13 protein-coding genes and 1 riboswitch are annotated in these 17248 nt (G+C 69.1%); of the genes, 6 read left to right on the forward strand and 7 right to left on the reverse strand.

Annotated features, from left to right (window positions below):
• Positions 1–200 precede the first annotated feature (200 nt).
• Complete coding sequence (locus tag ACGFIO_RS28185) at positions 201–1154, reverse strand: hypothetical protein (RefSeq protein WP_392830148.1); 954 nt, start codon at positions 1152–1154, stop codon at positions 201–203.
• A gap of 6 nt (positions 1155–1160) precedes the next feature.
• Positions 1161–1366, forward strand: a riboswitch (cobalamin riboswitch).
• A 121-nt stretch (positions 1367–1487) separates the two neighbouring features.
• Between ACGFIO_RS28185 and ACGFIO_RS28190 the strand changes: the two genes are divergently transcribed.
• From ACGFIO_RS28190 to metH, 3 genes are all read left to right on the forward strand, one after another.
• Entirely contained in the window at positions 1488–3815 is a 2328-nt protein-coding gene (locus ACGFIO_RS28190; RefSeq protein WP_392830150.1) for a ribonucleoside-diphosphate reductase subunit alpha, read from the forward strand.
• A gap of 38 nt (positions 3816–3853) precedes the next feature.
• Positions 3854–4849: a ribonucleotide-diphosphate reductase subunit beta gene (locus ACGFIO_RS28195; RefSeq protein ID WP_392830152.1), complete on the forward strand. Its 996-nt coding sequence runs from the start codon at positions 3854–3856 to the stop codon at positions 4847–4849.
• A gap of 241 nt (positions 4850–5090) precedes the next feature.
• Positions 5091–8867, forward strand: a complete 3777-nt coding sequence (metH, locus tag ACGFIO_RS28200; protein WP_392830154.1) for a methionine synthase — start codon at positions 5091–5093, stop codon at positions 8865–8867.
• A gap of 179 nt (positions 8868–9046) precedes the next feature.
• On the opposite strand, the gene ACGFIO_RS28205 is transcribed toward metH, so the two are convergent.
• Both ACGFIO_RS28205 and ACGFIO_RS28210 read right to left on the reverse strand, forming a co-directional pair.
• Positions 9047–9721 (reverse strand): response regulator, encoded by a 675-nt coding sequence (locus ACGFIO_RS28205; RefSeq protein ID WP_392830156.1) that lies wholly within the window; start codon positions 9719–9721, stop codon positions 9047–9049.
• Positions 9718–10989 carry a sensor histidine kinase gene (locus ACGFIO_RS28210; RefSeq protein WP_392830158.1) on the reverse strand — a complete coding sequence of 424 codons (1272 nt, stop codon included), beginning with the start codon at positions 10987–10989 and terminating at the stop codon, positions 9718–9720. Before ACGFIO_RS28210 ends, ACGFIO_RS28205 begins: the two co-directional genes overlap by 4 nt.
• Before the next feature lie 153 nt (positions 10990–11142).
• On the opposite strand from ACGFIO_RS28210, the gene ACGFIO_RS28215 reads away from it, so the two are divergent.
• A complete protein-coding gene (locus ACGFIO_RS28215) occupies positions 11143–12315 on the forward strand; it encodes a monooxygenase (RefSeq protein WP_392830160.1) in 1173 nt (390 codons plus the stop codon).
• Positions 12316–12401: 86 nt separating this feature from the next.
• Here the strand turns inward: ACGFIO_RS28215 and ACGFIO_RS28220 are convergent, their stop codons facing one another.
• Both ACGFIO_RS28220 and ACGFIO_RS28225 read right to left on the reverse strand, forming a co-directional pair.
• Complete coding sequence (locus ACGFIO_RS28220) at positions 12402–12803, reverse strand: nuclear transport factor 2 family protein (RefSeq protein ID WP_392830162.1); 402 nt, start codon at positions 12801–12803, stop codon at positions 12402–12404.
• Complete coding sequence (locus ACGFIO_RS28225; RefSeq protein ID WP_392830163.1) at positions 12800–13798, reverse strand: NADP-dependent oxidoreductase; 999 nt, start codon at positions 13796–13798, stop codon at positions 12800–12802. Before ACGFIO_RS28225 ends, ACGFIO_RS28220 begins: the two co-directional genes overlap by 4 nt.
• Before the next feature lie 120 nt (positions 13799–13918).
• Between ACGFIO_RS28225 and ACGFIO_RS28230 the strand changes: the two genes are divergently transcribed.
• Positions 13919–14794, forward strand: a complete 876-nt coding sequence (locus ACGFIO_RS28230; protein ID WP_392830165.1) for a LysR family transcriptional regulator — start codon at positions 13919–13921, stop codon at positions 14792–14794.
• A 91-nt stretch (positions 14795–14885) separates the two neighbouring features.
• On the opposite strand, the gene ACGFIO_RS28235 is transcribed toward ACGFIO_RS28230, so the two are convergent.
• Positions 14886–15248 (reverse strand): hypothetical protein, encoded by a 363-nt coding sequence (locus tag ACGFIO_RS28235; RefSeq protein ID WP_392830167.1) that lies wholly within the window; start codon positions 15246–15248, stop codon positions 14886–14888.
• Positions 15249–15404: 156 nt separating this feature from the next.
• On the opposite strand from ACGFIO_RS28235, the gene ACGFIO_RS28240 reads away from it, so the two are divergent.
• Positions 15405–15692 carry a hypothetical protein gene (locus tag ACGFIO_RS28240; RefSeq protein ID WP_392830169.1) on the forward strand — a complete coding sequence of 96 codons (288 nt, stop codon included), beginning with the start codon at positions 15405–15407 and terminating at the stop codon, positions 15690–15692.
• A gap of 237 nt (positions 15693–15929) precedes the next feature.
• Here the strand turns inward: ACGFIO_RS28240 and ACGFIO_RS28245 are convergent, their stop codons facing one another.
• Complete coding sequence (locus tag ACGFIO_RS28245; protein ID WP_392830171.1) at positions 15930–17000, reverse strand: diacylglycerol/lipid kinase family protein; 1071 nt, start codon at positions 16998–17000, stop codon at positions 15930–15932.
• Between the last annotated feature and the right edge of the window lie 248 nt (positions 17001–17248).

The raw sequence follows: 17248 nt of genomic DNA on the forward strand, positions 1-17248 counted from the left end.
GGTGCCGATCGACGTGCTGATCGCCGTGGCCTTGTGGAGCCGGTCCGGTTGCGGTGCCGCGGGCGTGGGTGCTGGAGCGTGGCCCGCCGTGGGGGTCGGTGGCGGTGCCGGCGCGGGCGTACGTTCCGCCCCTGAACTGTTGCGCCGGCCCCGCCTCGGCCTGTTCATCGGTTACCCGGCCGTACCCTCGGGTCCGGGAGCTACCTGACCACCTTCGTCGTCACCGCGTTCGAGCGAATCGCATTGGCCTTGTCCGCCTTGACGGTCACCTGCGCCGGCACCGGGAAGGTCAGCTTCGCCGTGCCGGAGGCGTCGGTGACGGTCCCGTTGACCGAGGCACCGGCGACGCGCGCTCCGGTGGACCGGTCGGTCACCACGTAGGTGGCCGTTCGCCCCGCGTGGACCGTGCCGGGACCGCGCAGCGAGAGCACCTGGTTCTTGGCGAAGGCGTCGAAGGCGAACAGCACCTCATCGCCCCGGTGCAGGACCACCTGGCAACCACCCACCGGGGTCAGCGCGCCGTTGACCAGGATGCCCCAGAACTGGGTGGCCGTCTGCGCGTCCCCACCGACCCTGGTGACCAGGAAGTCGTCGAAGCTGGTCGAATAGGTGGCGTCCCAGGTGAAACCGGCCGCCTTGGACGCGTCGTCGAGGGCGCTGGTCGGCGTCGCGCCGCGGCGCGGGTTCGCTCCGTTGTTGGTGCCGTCGCAGTGGTGTGTCCCGCCCGCGACGGTGGTGACGTCGTGCCCGGTCGTCTGAATGATGTGCTCGAATATAGTGCCGCTCTCGCCCTCGACGCGTACAGTTACCGAAGTTGATTTTCCGCCTTTATCGGCGGTCGCCGACGATGCGGCCGGGATCACCGCGACAATCGCTAATCCGGTAGCTGCCGCCGCGACGGCGCGCATTAACTTTCCCATGAAAATCTCCCCGATTTTGCCGTGCGAACAGGTGCCGAAAATTGTTTCACCGGGCGGCCGGAGATCACAACCGATGCTCTTGATAATTAGCTGATCGGGTTGCGTGAGGGCCGAACGGTCCACCTTGTCCAGGTCGGGGAAGGACCGCCGTGCGCGACCGGCGACGCACCCACGGTGACGTGAGGTGCGCGACACGCCGACACACCATGTGGTGTTGCCCTTCCGGACCGGCATCCATATATGGTGTTGCTCGCAGCTGGTTCGATCTTCCATCCGGGAGGGTCGAGGCAAGAGGGAACCCGGTGTGAGTCCGGGACTGCCCCGCAGCGGTGAGTGGGAACGAACGCCGTCATGAAGCACTGGGCGCGAGCCTGGGAAGCGACGGTCAGTAGGAACGAGTACGGCGCCCGCGAGTCCGAAGACCTGCCAGCGCGCCGCACGCGAGGAGTGTGCGGCGGTCGAAGGCCGCGCGGGACGGCCGACGCCGACAGCCGGCGCCCTGACAGGCGCCCGGTGGCGTACCCCTGCGCGCTCGTCGGCCTTTTGGGTTGCGGCGTAAGGGGGACGATGACGATGATGCAGGTCAGCAAACGTAATGGCGACACCGAACCGGTGGACGTCAACAAGATCGTCAGGGCGGTCGAACGCTGGGTCGAGGACCTCGACGAGGTGGACCCGCTGCGGGTGGCGACCAAGACGATCAGCGGCCTGTACGACGGGGCGACCACCGCCGAGCTGGACAAGCTGTCGATCCAGACGGCCGCCGAGCTGATCGGCGAGGAGCCTCAGTATTCGAGGCTGGCGGCGCGTCTGCTCGCGGCGTACGTGGACAAGGAAGTCCGTGGCCAAGGGGTGGCGAGTTTCTCGCAGTCCATCCGCTACGCCCACCAGCAAGGGCTGATCGGCGACGGGACCCTGGCGTTCGTGACCCGCAACGCCCGGAAGCTGGACGACGCCATCGACGTCGCGGGGGACCTGCGGTTCGAGTATTTCGGGCTGCGTACCGTGGCCGACCGTTACCTGCTACGCCACCCGGAGACCCGTGAGGTCGTGGAGACTCCGCAGTACTGGCTGCTGCGCGTCGCCTGTGGTCTGTCGCAGACGCCGGCCGAGGCGATCGGCTTCTACCGGCTGATGTCGTCGCTGGCCTATCTGCCCAGCTCGCCCACGCTGTTCAACTCGGGCACCCGGCACACCCAGATGTCGTCGTGCTTCCTGGTCGACTCGCCGAAGGACGAACTGGACTCGATCTACGAGCGCTACCACCAGGTGGCGAAGCTGTCCAAGTTCTCCGGCGGCATCGGCATCTCCTGGTCCCGGGTCCGCGGCCGCGGCGCGCTCATCCGGGGCACCAACGGCAAGTCGAACGGCATCGTCCCGTTCCTCAAGACGCTCGACGCGGGTGTGGCGGCGGTCAATCAGGGCGGCCGGCGCAAGGGTGCGGCCTGCGTCTACCTCGAGCCGTGGCACCCCGACATCGAGGAGTTCCTCGAGCTGCGCGACAACACCGGCGAGGACTCGCGGCGCACCCACAACCTCAACCTGGCCAACTGGATCCCGGACGAGTTCATGCGCCGCGTCGAAGCCGACGGCGAGTGGTCGCTGATCGACCCGTCCGACGCCCCGGAGCTGCCGGACCTCTACGGGGAGGCCTTCGACGAGGCCTACCGCGCCGCCGAGAAGAAGGCCGTCAAGACCGTCAAGGCCCGTGATCTGTACGGGCGGATGATGCGCACCCTGGCTCAGACCGGCAACGGGTGGATGACGTTCAAGGACCGCTCGAACAGCCTGTCCAACCAGACCGGCGCCCCGGGCAACAACATCCACCTGTCCAACCTGTGCACCGAGATCCTCGAAGTGAACTCGGACGACGAGACCGCGGTCTGCAACCTGGGCTCGATCAACCTTGGCGCCCACGTCACCGCCGACGGCGTGGACTGGGACAAGCTGCGGTCGACCGTACGCACCGCCGTCGTCTTCCTCGACCGGGTGATCGACATCAATTTCTACCCGAGCAAGCAGGCCGAAGCGTCGAACCCGCGCTGGCGGCCGGTCGGCCTGGGCCTGATGGGCTTGCAGGACGCGTTTTTCAGGCTGCGGCTGCCGTTCGACTCGGCCGAGGCCAAGGAACTGTCCACCCGCGTTCAGGAGGAGATCTTCCTGACCGCGCTGGAGTCTTCGGCCGGCCTGGCCGAGCAGTTCGGCGCCCACCCCGCCTTCGCGGAGACCCGCGCGGCCAAGGGCGATCTGCATCACGAACTGTGGGGCACCGAGGTCACCCAGGCCGAGCGCTGGGCGGCCGTGAAGGCCCGCGTGGCCGAGCGCGGTCTGCGGAACAGCCTGCTGATCGCCATCGCTCCCACGGCCACCATCGCCTCGATCGCCGGCTGCTACGAGTGCATCGAGCCGCAGGTGTCCAACCTGTTCAAGCGCGAGACCATGTCCGGCGAGTTCCTGCAGATCAACACCTATCTGGTACGCGAACTGAAGGCGCGCGGCCTCTGGACCCCGGCCATCCGCGAGCAGATCAAGCGGGCCGAGGGTTCCGTGCAGGGCATCGCCGACCTTCCCGAGGACGTGCGAGAACTGTTCCGCACGGCCTGGGAACTCCCGCAGCGGGCGCTGATCGACCTGGCCGCCGCCCGGCAGCCCTACATCGACCAGTCCCAGTCACTGAATCTGTTCCTGAGCGCACCGACCATCGGCAAGCTCTCCTCGATGTACAACTACGCCTGGAAGACCGGGCTGAAAACCACGTACTACCTGCGCTCGCGCCCCGCGACGCGCATTCAGCAGGCGACCGTGCCGATCGCTCCGGCCGTCTCGACGGTCGTCGTCGACGAGGCGATCGCCTGCTCCCTGGAAAACCCCGAGTCTTGCGAGGCCTGCCAGTGACCACGATTCCTTCCCCCCGCGCGACCGACGACAGGCGCATGCTGCTCGACCCCGGCATGGACCTGACCCTGCGGCCGATGCGGTACCCGCACTTCTTCGACCGGTTCAAGGACGCCATCAAGAACACCTGGACCGTCGAGGAGGTCGACCTGCACACCGACCTCGCCGACCTGGCCAAGCTCTCCCCCGCCGAGCAGCACCTGGTGTCCCGGCTGGTCGCGTTCTTCGCCACCGGCGACACCATCGTCGCCAACAACCTGGTGCTCAACCTCTACCAGCACGTCAACTCCCCCGAGGGCCGGCTCTACCTGTCCCGCCAGCTGTTCGAGGAGGCCGTACACGTCCAGTTCTACCTGAACCTGCTCGACACCTACGTCCCGGACGAGAAGGAGCGCTTCGAAGCGTTCGCCGCGGTCGAGAACATCCCATCGATCGCCCGCAAGGCGGAATTCTGCTTCCGCTGGATCGACTCGATCTTCGAGATGCGGGAACTCAAGACCCGAGACGATCGGCGCGCGTTCCTGCTCAACCTGATCTGCTTCGCCGCCTGCATCGAGGGCCTGTTCTTCTACGGGGCTTTCGCGTACGTGTACTTCCTGCGCTCCCGCGGCCTGCTCAACGGACTCGCGTCGGGCACCAACTGGGTGTTCCGCGACGAGTCGATGCACATGGCCTTCGCGTTCGACGTCGTCGACACCGTCCGCTCCGAAGAGCCCGACCTGTTCGACGCCGCGATGGAACAGCAGGTCAGGGACATGCTCTCCGAGGCCGTCGAGTGCGAGGTCCAGTTCGCCGCCGACCTGCTCGAACAGGGCGTCTCCGGGATGTCCCTGGCCGACATGCGTGAGTACCTGCAGCACGTCGCTGATCGGCGTCTCGGTGTGCTGGGCATCGAGCCGCTGTACGGCAGCAAGAACCCGTTCGCCTTCATGGAACTGCAGGACGTGCAGGAGCTCTCCAACTTCTTCGAGCGGCGCGTCTCCGCCTATCAGGTCGGCGTCACCGGAAGCGTCAGCTTCGACGACGACTTCTGACCGGACGGCCGCACCGCCGTTCCTCCCCCGCCCCCGTGTGTTCGCCGGGCGCTTGGGGGGAGTAGAAGCCTCATCCCCCTCCGCCGGGCGGAGTCGCCCCCTCGACTCCGCCCGGCCTTCCTTTATGCCGCGAATAAGCCTGTTCGTCCCGATCCGGAAATAGTGCGGCGTCCCTCACATCTGAGCCATCACGGATGAGCCGGATTGGCCGGTTGGCCGTTCCGCCTGAGACAATCGCCGGATGCTCTTGCGCCCGGACGCCACGGCCCAGCTGACCGAGCTTCTCCGGTCACGGATCCTCGTGCTCGACGGCGCGATGGGCACGATGATCCAGCGACACGTCTTCAGCGAACAGGACTTCCGGGGCGAACGGTTCGCCGCCTGGCCGTCCGACGTACGCGGCAACAACGATCTTCTCTCGCTCACCCAGCCCGACACGATCCGCGAGATCCACCGCGAATACCTGCGGGCCGGCGCCGACCTGATCGAGACCAACACGTTCAACGCCCAGCGGATCTCCCTGGCCGACTACGGCATGCAGGAGCTGGCCTACGAGCTCAACCTCGAGTCGGCCCGCCTGGCGCGGCTGGAGGCGGACGCGGCGACCGAGGCCGACCCGGCCAAACCCCGGTTCGTGGTCGGCGCGCTCGGCCCGACCAACCGGACCGCGTCGATCTCACCCGACGTCAACGACCCGGGCGCCCGCAACACCTCGTACGAAGAACTCGTCGAGGCCTACCTGGAGCAGGCCAACGGCCTGGTCGAGGGCGGCGCCGACATCCTGATGATCGAGACGATCTTCGACACGCTCAACGCCAAGGCCGCCATCTTCGCGTTGGAGACCCTGTTCGAGCAACGCGGGCGGCGCTGGCCGGTGATGATCTCCGGCACGATCACCGACGCCTCCGGGCGCACGCTGTCGGGGCAGGTCACCGAGGCGTTCTGGAACTCCGTACGGCACGCCAGGCCGCTGCTCGTCGGCCTCAACTGTGCCCTCGGCGCGCAGGAGATGCGACCGTACCTGGCCGAGGTGTCGCGGCTGGCCGACTGCTTCGTCTCCTGCTATCCCAACGCCGGTCTGCCCAACCAGTTCGGCGAGTACGACGAACTGCCGGCCCAGACCGCCGCCATCGTGCTGGAGTTCGCCCAGAGCGGCCTGCTCAACGTGCTCGGCGGCTGCTGCGGCACCACCCCCGACCACATCGCCGCGATGGCCGCCTCGGTCGACGGCCTCACCCCGCGGGTGCCGGCCACCCCGGCGGCGGCGACCCGGCTGTCCGGGCTGGAGCCGCTCAACATCACCGCCGAGTCGCTGTTCGTCAACGTCGGCGAACGCACCAACATCACCGGCTCGGCCCGGTTCCGCAACCTCATCCGCGACGGCGACTACCCCACCGCGCTCTCGGTCGCCCGGCAGCAGGTGGAAAACGGCGCCCAGGTCATCGACATCAACATGGACGAGGGCATGATCGACGGCGTCGCGGCCATGGACCGCTTCGTCAAGCTGATCGCCGCCGAACCGGACATCAGCCGCGTCCCGCTGATGATCGACTCGTCGAAGTTCGAGGTCATCGAGGCCGGGCTGCGCTGCGTACAGGGAAAACCGATCGTGAACTCGATCTCCCTGAAGGAGGGCGAGGACAAGTTCCGGGCCCAGGCCAGACTGTGCCGCAAGTACGGCGCCGCGGTCGTCGTGATGGCCTTCGACGAGGACGGACAGGCCGACAACCTGGAACGCCGCCGCCAGATCTGCGAGCGGGCCTACCGCATCCTGATCGACGAGGTCGGCTTCCCGGCCGAGGACATCATCTTCGACCCGAACATCTTCGCCGTCGCCACCGGCATCGAGGAACACGCCAACTACGGCGTCGACTTCATCGAGGGCACCCGCTGGATCAAGCAGAACCTGCCCGGCGCCCTGATCTCCGGCGGCGTGTCCAACGTGTCGTTCTCGTTCCGGGGCAACAACGCCGTCCGCGAAGCCATCCACGCGGTCTTCCTCTATCACGCCGTCGCGGCCGGCATGGACATGGGCATCGTGAACGCCGGCGCCCTGGTCGTCTACGACGAGGTCGACCCGGTGCTGCGTGAACGCATCGAGGACGTGATCCTCAACCGCCGTCCCGACGCCGGTGAGCGGCTGCTCGACATCGCCACCGAGTTCGCCGGCGACGGGCGCAAGGCCGAGGCCGTCAACGACGCCTGGCGGTCGCTGCCGGTCGAGGAACGCATCACCCACGCCCTGGTCAAGGGCCTCGACGACCACGTCGAGGCCGACACCGAGGAACTGCGGGCGCTGATCGAGGCCCGCGGCGGCCAGCCCATCGAGGTCATCGAGGGCCCGCTGATGGCCGGCATGAACGTCGTCGGCGACCTGTTCGGCGCCGGGAAGATGTTCCTGCCCCAGGTGGTCAAGTCGGCCCGGGTGATGAAAAAGGCCGTCGCGTACCTCATCCCCTACATCGAGGCGACCAAGACCCCGGAGACCGCGGGCCGCAGCAACGGCGTCGTCGTGCTGGCCACCGTCAAGGGCGACGTGCACGACATCGGCAAGAACATCGTCGGCGTCGTCCTGCAGTGCAACAACTACGACGTCATCGACCTCGGCGTGATGGTCCCGGCCGAGAAGATCCTGGCCGCGGCCGAGGAACACGGCGCCGACATCATCGGGCTGTCCGGGCTGATCACGCCGTCGCTGGAGGAGATGGTCGGCTTCGCCGCCGAGATGGAACGCCGCGGGCTGGAAATCCCGCTGCTGCTCGGCGGGGCCACCACCTCCCGGGCGCACACCGCGGTCAAAGTCGACCAGAAATACCACGGCCCGGTCGTCTGGGTCAAAGACGCGTCCCGTTCGGTCCCGGTCGTCGCCGCGCTGCTCTCCGACGAGCAGCGGCCGGGCCTGCTGGCCGAGATCAAGACCGACTACGAGGCGCTGCGCGAGCGGTACGCCGCCCGCACCGACACCAAGCCGATGCTGCCGATCGCGGCGGCCCGGGCCAACCGTACGCCGATCGACTGGACCGGCTACCGGCCGCCGCGCCCCCGGCTGATCGCCGCGCAGTCCCCGCGCCTGCACCAGGACGGCCGGCCCGCGCCCGCGGCCCACCAGTTCGTCAAGACCTTCACCGACTACCCACTCAGCGAGCTCCGCGGGTACATCGACTGGCAGCCCTTCTTCAACGCGTGGGAGATGAAGGGCCGCTTCCCCGACATCCTCAACAACCCGGCCAGCGGCGAGGCCGCCCGCAAGCTCTACGACGACGCGCAGGCGATGCTCGACAAACTCATCGCCGAGAAGTGGATCCGGGCCGCCGGGGTCATCGGGCTGTTCCCGGCCAACGCGGCCGGCGACGACATCGAGCTCTACACCGGCGAGGACCGCACCGAGGTGCTCCACACGCTGCGCCAGCTGCGGCAGCAGACCGAACACCGCACCGGCGTCCCGCACCGCTCCCTGGCCGACTTCATCGCCCCCAAGGACACCGGCCTGTCCGACTACGTCGGCGCGTTCGCGGTCACCGCCGGCCTCGGCATCACCGACAAGATCACCGAGTTCAAGGCCGCGATGGACGACTACAGCGCCATCCTGCTCGAATCCCTGGCCGACCGGCTGGCCGAGGCCTTCGCCGAACGCCTGCACGAGCGGGTCCGCACCGAGTTCTGGGCCTACCAGCCCGACGAGAAACTCGACAACCAGGACCTGATCAAGGAGAAGTACGTCGGCATCCGGCCCGCCCCCGGCTACCCCGCCTGCCCCGAACACACCGAGAAGCAGACCATCTGGCAACTGCTCGACGTCCAGGCCAACACCGGCATCGAACTGACCGAGAGCATGGCCATGTGGCCCGGCGCGGCGGTCAGCGGCCTCTACTTCTCGCACCCGCAGTCGCAGTACTTCGTCCTCGGCCAGATCGGCCGCGACCAGGTCGAGCACTACGCGACCCGCAAGGGCTGGACCGTCGCCGAGGCTGAGAAGTGGCTCGCCCCCAACCTCGGCTACCGCTCCGACAACGACTGACACGGACACAGCCGGTCACGGCGGCTGGGTGCGGAATCCGCGCACCGCAGGTGAGAAGCAGGACAGCACCTCATCACGCGGTGCGGCACATGCTCAACTCCGGCCACGGCGAGCCGATCTGAACATGCGCGCCACCGACCGGAGGAAGGGGCTCGCTGTCCGCTGAACGACGGGGCAGGTCACTCTCCGAGGGTCCGGTTCGGGCGGGTGAGACCCAGGTCGTACGCGAAGATGACGGCCTGGACCCGGTCCCGGGCGCGGATCTTGGCCAGGACCCGGCCGACGTGGGTCTTGACCGTCGACTCGGACAGGGTCAGCCGCTCGGCGATCTCCCGGTTGGTCCAGCCGCGGCCGACGGCGACGAGGATCTCGCGTTCCCGGTCGGTCAGCCGCCCCAGCCGCGAGTCGGCCGGCTGATCGTCGGCGGGGCCCAGGTGCTGGGCGAACGCGTCGAGCAGGCGGCGGGTCAGGGCGGGGGCGATCACCGCGTCGCCGGCCGCGACGGCCCGGATCCCGGCCAGCAGTTCCTCCGGGTACGCGTCCTTGAGCAGGAAACCGCTGGCGCCGGCGCGCAGGGCGGCGTGGACGTACTCGTCGAGGTCGAAAGTGGTGAGCATGAGGATGTGCGATCGTCCGCCCTCGGCCACAATCCGCCGGGTGGCCTCGATGCCGTCCAGGCCGGGCATCCGTACGTCCATCAGGATCACGTCGGGGCGCAGCTCGGTGGCCTGGCGTACCGCCTCGGCGCCGTTGCGGGCCTCACCGATCACGTCGGTGTCGGGGTTGCTCTCCAGCAGCATGCGGAAGCCGAAGCGCTGCAGCGGCTGGTCGTCGACGATGAGCACGGTGATCATGCCGGTTCGCTCTCCAGGGCGAGGGTGGCCCGCACGGTCCAGCCGCCGCCGCGGGCCGGACCGGCGGTGACCGTTCCGGCGTACAGACCGGCGCGTTCGCGCATGCCGACGATGCCGAGGCCTTCGCCGCCGGCCGGCGCGGGACGTTCACCGGCAGGTGGCCCGGTGTCGTGGACGCGGAGCCGAACGCGGCGGCCGTCGACCCGCAGGGCCAGATCGATGCGGGTACGCGGTCCCGCGTGCTTGAGCGCGTTGGTCAGCGCCTCCTGCGCGATGCGGTAGGTGGCCAGCTGAACGCCCACGTCGAGGGTGTGCAGCGCCGCGGTGTCGGAGTAGTCGACCCGCGGCCCGGCCGCCGCGATCTGCCGGCACAGCGACTCCAGGTCGGCGAGGCCGGGCTGCGGGCTGAGGTCAGGCTTGTCGCCCGCCTCGCGCAGGACGCCGAGCATGCGGCGCAGCTCGGTCAGGGAGGTCCGGCCGGTGTCGGCGATCAGCCGGAGCGCCTCCGCGCCCCGCCGCGGGTCGGTGTGCACGGCGTAGGCGCCGCCGTCGGCCAGCGAGACGATCACCGCCAGGCTGTGGCCGACGATGTCGTGCATCTCGCGGGCGACCCGGGTGCGTTCGGTCGCCGCCGCCAGCCGGGTGCGCTGGTCACGTTCGACCTCGAGCCGGACCGCGCGTTCGCGCAGGACGGCCAGCTGGGCCCGGCGGATCCGGATGGCGACACCCAGCGCGACCGCCGCGGTGATGTTGCTGAGCAGGAAGAACGCGATGTAGAAGGCGTCTCCGGTCAGCCGGACCGCGCCCACGACCACCGCCCCGGCCGCCCAGGGCGCGACCCAGGGCAGACTGCGCAGGCGACCGTGCAGGACCAGGCTGAAGATCGCGACGAGGACGGCGAAGTCGGCCTTCAGCATGATTCCGGCGGTCCACTGGGCCACCGCGACGGCGAGGACCACCGAGCACGTCGCCAGCGGTGCCCGGCGCCGCCACCACAGCGGCAGGATCAGCGCGGCCTGCAGGAGCAGCATCCGCGCCGGCGGCAGTTGCGCGAAGACGACCGGCGAGTCCGACGACCCGTGCCCGGACAGAGCGTCGGACAGGCCGAACCCGAGGAAGACGGCCACCACGGTGACCGTGTCCATGGCCCACCGGTTGCCCGCGTCCCACCGCAGGAGGTGGCGTCCGATCTCGAGCTGCCGGTCGACCAGCGAGACCACCCGTATGTTGGCGCCGTCGTCGTCGCACACCGCTTCGTCAGCCGTCACCCCGTTCACGCTAGGCCCGCCGGCGCCACGGCGGGTGGTACCGGGGTACCACTCCGTAGCCGGAAATCAGACCACAGTACGACCGGCCGCGCCCGCACGGGGCCTAGCGTTCGGAACGTGATGGCCAAACAGGGCGAATCAAGGAGGAAAACCGTGATCGTGCCTCGGACCTGGGCACTCGTACTGGCCGCGGTGACATCGCTGACGGTGATCACCGCCTGCGCGTCGGACACCGGCCCGGACGAGACCGCCGCCGCTCCCGCCTCCGCCGGCGTACACAGCGGACACCAGGCGGCCGGCGCGGCTCCGCAGCTTCCGCTGCGCGCCGGTGAACGGTTCGTCAACCTGGGCATGCCGGAGTCCTACACCCCTTCCGCTCCCTCGGGCGGCACCGACGAGTACCGCTGCATCATCGTCGATCCACATTTGACCAAACCGGCGTTCCTGACCGGAGCCCAGTTCCAGCCGCGGAACATCCCGATCGTGCATCACGCCATCGTCTTCGCGGTCGGGCCCGGCAGCGCCGCGGCCGCCCACGCCAAGGACAAGGAGGCGCCGGGCGAGGGCTGGACCTGCTTCGGCGGCAACGGCCTGGCGGACGAGCAGGACTCCGCATGGGTCGACACGTGGACACCGGGCGGAAGTGAGACCCTGCTCGACCAGGACGCGGGTTTCCGCCTCGAACCCGGCAGCCTGATGATCCTTCAGATCCACTACAACCTGCTCACGGACAAGGGATCGGACCAGTCCACCGTCCGGCTGCGGCTGACCGACGGCACCGCGAACACCAAGCGGCTGGTGACCTGGCCGGTGCAGGCGCCCACCGAGCTGCCCTGCGCCGCCGGCGAGTCGGGCCCGCTGTGCGATCGGGCCGCCTCGCTCGCGGATGTCGGCCGGCGGTTCGGCGCCGACGTCGGTACGCTCGAGGAGCGCATGATCGACATGTGCAGCAACGGCAAGCCGGTCCCCGGGAACACCCAGCACTGCGACATCCCGGTGCCGCGGCCGGCCACCGTCTATGCCGGATTCGGGCACATGCACCTGCTCGGGCGGTCGATCAAGGTCGAGCTCAATCCCGGTACGCCGAAGGCCCGCACCCTGATCGACGTGCCCGAGTTCAATTTCGACGACCAGCGCCTGCGCCCCCTGGCCACGCCCGTTGACGTCAACCCGGGCGACAAGCTGCGGGTCACGTGCACCCACGACGCGAGCCTGCGCCGGCAGCTGCCACAGCTCAAGACCCTGCCGCCGCGCTACGTGGTCTGGGGCGACGGCACCAGCGATGAGATGTGCCTCGGCCTGCTGACCGTCAGCTTCCGCGGCTGACCCGCCGTCCCTGGCCCTGAGGGATCATCCAGCCCGGGCTTCTCCTGCTGACCCATCAGCCGGGAAGCCCGGGCGCGGATGTGGACCTACAAAGGGTTGTCCAGCGCCAAGGTGAGGTCGGCTATCCGCCATCCGTCGCCGGACCGGCGCAGGCCGAACGCGTACACCCCGGTCGAGATCACCTGCACGTTCTCGCCGGTGTTCCGCGTCTGCACCAGGTAAGCCCGCACTTCCGCGGTGTCCGCCTCCGCCGTCTTGACCATCACGTTGCCGAGATGGTGCCGCACCTTCCCGGTCTGCGCCGCGTGGCCGTCGCGGACGAAGCCGAGCACCGCCGCCCGGCCGGTGACCGGGCCCAGCACCCTCGGGCCGGGCATCGTGAAGGTCCAGGTGGTGTCCTCGGTCAGGATCGCTTCCAGCCCGGGCACGTCGAGCTCGTCCAGGGCGTGGGCGTACGTGGCCACCACCTGCCGCAGGTCGGCGGTCACGGGATCACCGTCAGCACGATCTTGCCCTGGATGTGGCCCTGAGCGGCTCGCGTGTGCGCGGCGGCCGCCTCGGACAGCGGGTAGGTGCTGTCCACGCCGACCTGGAGCTTGCCCGCGTCGAACAGGCGGCCGATCTCGGCCAGCTGGGCGCCGCTGGAGCGCACCTGGGCGGTCGAGACCGTGACCCCCAGACCCGCCGTCACCTCCGGGTCGTACTCGGCGAAGAACACCGGGAGCATGGTTCCGCCGCGCTTGAGCACGTTCAGGAAGCGCGCGCTGTCCGGGCCGCCGACCGCGTCGATCACCACGTCCACGTCGCTCGTCACGTCCTCGGCCCGCGTCGTCGTGTAGTCGACGAACTGGTCGGCGCCGAGCTTGCGCAGGAACTGCTCGTGCCGGCCCGAGGCGACGGCGATCACGTGGGCGCCCTTCCACTTCGCCAGCTGCACGGCGAAATGGCCCACCCCGCCGGCGGCCCCGTTGACCAGCACGGTCGTTCCCGCCGTGATCGGCACCGGCCGGTGCACCGTACCGGTGAACGGGTTCGGCACGTCGTGGCCGAGATCGACCAGATACTGCCAGGCTGTCAGCACGGCCATCGGCGCCCCGGCGGCCTGCACGTGATCGATACCGGCCGGTTTGCGAGCAAGGTCCGAGACCGGCGCGGCCACGTACTCGGCGTACGCCCGGCCGTCGAACCCCGGGAACCGCAGCATCCCGAAGACCTCATCACCGACGGCGAACTCTCGTACGCCGGGGGCGATCGCCTCGACCACGCCCGACACGTCCGTTCCCGGGGTCAGGGGGAAGTCGAGCGCCGGCCTCAGCTCGGGCGGCATGACCTTCATCCCCTCGCGCAGATACCAGTCCGGCGGGTTGATGCCGACCGCGCGTACCCGGACGAGCACCTCGCCCGCGCCGATCTCGGGCATCGGCACCTCGTCGTACCGCAGGACTTCCGGGCCGCCCGCCTCGTGGAACTGAATCGCCTTCATCACGCCTGTGCTTTCTCGCGGAAACGTTGCTCCCCCAGTCAAGGCCGGTGACGGCACGGTCGTCCAAGACCGGTCCGGCAACCCGATATTCCGAAACGGCATGAGACGTACGCTGGACGCATGAACGATCCCGGACAGGACCTGGAATTGCGGCTGGTGCGCTACTTCACCGTGGTGGCGGCCCACCAGCACTTCGGCCGGGCCGCCGCCGAGCTGCACCTGGCCCAGCCGGCGTTGAGCCGCCAGATCCAGCGGCTGGAGAAGCATCTCGGCGCACGGCTGCTCGACCGCGTACCCCAGGGCACCCGGCTGACCGCGGCCGGCCAGACGTTCCTTCCCCGGGCCAGGGCGCTCCTGCAGGCCGCCCACCAGGCCGAGCTGGCCGTACGGAGCGAAGCCGCGACCGAACGCATCACTATCGGCTACGTCGAGGACCTGGTCATCACCGCCGCCGTACGGGAACTGCGCCGCCGCCACCCGCACGCGGAGATCACCACCCGGCACCTGAGCTGCCGCGACGTCGGGGCTCTGTCCGACCGGCAGGTCGACGCCCTGATCGCCCGGGCGCCGCTGCCGCTCGCCGCCGGCGACGTGGTCACCACTCCGCTGTACGAAGAGCCCCGGATGCTCGTAGTCCCGCACGGTCACCCCTGGGCCGGCCGCGCCTCGGTGACCGTGGACGAACTGGCCGGCGAGGAGGAGGCCCCCTGCGCGTACGAGACCACGGACTGGACCTCGTACCGGATCCTCGGGGCCGGCGTGCCGCCGACCGAGAGTTACGAGGACAAGCTCGAACTCGTGGCCGGCGGCCGGGCCATCGCCGTGCTGCCGGTCGGTGATCGCCGCAGCTCACTGCGTCCCGACCTCGTCACCCTCCCGGTCGAGGACGCTCCACCGAGCCAGGTCGTCCTGGTCAGCCGCAAGGACGACCCCAATCCGATGATCGAGAGTCTCCGGCGGGCGGCCGGGACCGTCCTGACCGCTTCGGCCGCCTGACCGAGACCGGCCGGCCGGGGTGAGGACGTTCAGCAGGGTCGGCTTGCCCGAGCCGGACGGCCCGACGACGCTCACCTGAAGGACGGATGCATTACTGAAGTGCGATGGTGACCAGATAGCGCTCGATGCCGGCGTTGCGGCCGAGCTCGCGTGCCTCCTCGTCACTGGTCCAGCCGACCAGCTTCCCGTTGCGTTCGGTGACCTTCTGGAACTCTTCGGTCCGGCCCGTGTGCTGAACGGTCACGGTGTAGGTGCCGGCGCCCGCGGGCAGGTCCAGCGTGTCGGCGCGGTGGAAGGTGTCGCCGAACCGCGCGGCGCCGCTCGGGAAGTCCACATCGAACCGGAAGGTGCCGTCCCACGACGACTCGTCGACGGGCCGGGGCCGGCTGTACGCCTTGCTGAATTCCGTATTGAGAAGTGCTGCATTCCGCAATCGGACGGCCAACGCGTTCAAATCAATCCCTCAACCGTTGACCCGATCGATGCACGTCGCTATGTTCGCTGTGCGTCTCCACCAAAACCGTCCCGTGGTGGACGGTGGGCAATAGCCCTGACGGTGGTCGCGTTGGCGCTGTGATGGAATGACAATCCACGTGGGGAGAAAACGCTGATGAAAAAAGTTCGAGCAATTCTGGCGGCCTGTGCCGTCACGGTCGGCGCCGGGACGTTCGCTGTGGCGTCGCCGGCTCAGGCCGCGCTTCCGTCGTGCGTGACCTGGCGAGGGTCTTCGTCGCCGACCTCTGGCGCCATCTTCAACTCCTGCGACAGTGGATACCACGTTCAGGTGGTCTGGACCGCGGCACCGGACAGCGACTGCTACTGGGTCCTGGCCCACACCGGTCAGAACGTATGGAGCCGCTACCCGACCGCCCAATTCGACTATCTGCGCAGCTGCTGACGCTGCCTGAAAACGGAGCTCAGCGGGAATCCTGATTCTGATTCCAGTGACTCGGGCGACGCGATGAATTCGCGTCGTTGATCGACATCGAGATCCGCACCGTCGCAGCGCCAGCCAAACGAATCGGGTCGCTTTCGCGATTGGCGAAGGCGGCCCATTCGCTTCATTATCGCCTCGCCACCCTTCATCGCCGGTAAACCGGCCGAGTCTCGGCCGCCAGACGACGATCACGAACTGCTAGCGGCCCGGCCCGGACAGCCGGCCATCGCGGACAAGGGCTACGTGTCGGCCGAGCTCGACCGGTGGATGACCGACCCCGGAATCCGAGCGGATCTCGTCCGCGGCGCGATCCGTCGCCGCCACGTCGTGGGCGAGATCGGGGTCGTTGGCGGGTTGCGGCACGCACAGCACGAGCGCTTTCGGCCGTACGGTGACCAGCAGGTGCTTGCCGGCATCGATGAGGTCGCCGTCGAGCTGGCGTGGCTCGGCCCGCCGGCTGTGAATCTCCACCCGGGCGGCGGTGAAGGTCCGCATGTTCGGGACGGCGCCCTTGCGGCGCAGCACGCCCCAGCCCAATGCCAGCCAGTGGCGCAGGGTTCGCGGGCTGAGGATCGCCACGTCGAGCAGCCCGTCGTCCGGCTGGGCCTCGGCGAGCAGACGCATCCCACCGCTGAGCCGGCCGACGTTGCCGACGATCACGGTGCGGGGGCGGCAGGTGAAGGCCGGGCGGTCGTCGAGGGTGACGCGTACCCGCATGGGCCGGTCCCGTAGGTGCCGCACCGCGCCGCCGACGTAGGCGAGCCAGCCGATGCGCTTCTTCGCGGTGGCGTTGGTCGCGTCGAGCATGTGGGCGTCGAAGCCCATCCCGGCCATCACGGCGAAACTCTGCTCGCCGACCGCGCCGACGTCGATGCGCCGCCGTCCGCCCTGCAGGACGACCTCGATCCCGGTGGCGAGGTCGCCGGTGAGACCCAGGTTGGCGGCCAGCAGGTTGCCGGTGCCGGCCGGGAGTACGGCCAGGGCGACCTCGGTCCCGGCCAGAGCGGTCACGCAAGCCATCACGGTGCCGTCACCCCCGCCGGCGAAGACCAGCTCGGCCCCGTCGCGTACGGCCTGGGCGGTCTGACCGGCGCCCGGGTCGTCGGGCGTGGTCTCCAGCCACATGGGCTCGGGCCACCCCGCCGCGGTCAGAGCGGCGGTGACGGTGTGCCGCATCCCGTCGAGGTCGTCCACTTTCGACGGATTGACCACGACAGCGGTACGCAGCGCGCCGACATGCGGCGGGTGGGACAGGGCCGGAGCTGGCATGGTGGTGTCCTCGAGTCTGGGTCGGCGACCGGAGACGGACCACCGCCGCTGCCGGGGACGTCGGTGTCCCGGGCAGCGGCGGTGGTCCGTGTCGATCAGGCGTCCTGCTGGTCGCGGCCGGCCTTGACCAGGCGCGATCGGCCCGGAAACGGTGGATCCGGGATCTACTCAGCAGAGAACCGTGATGGGAGGTCTTCATCGAAACGAATGCCCCGTAATGCGAAACGTAAACTATTCGCCTAATCACT

The organism is Actinoplanes sp. NPDC049265 (assembly GCF_043197135.1).
Classification (GTDB): Bacteria; Actinomycetota; Actinomycetes; order Mycobacteriales; family Micromonosporaceae; genus Actinoplanes.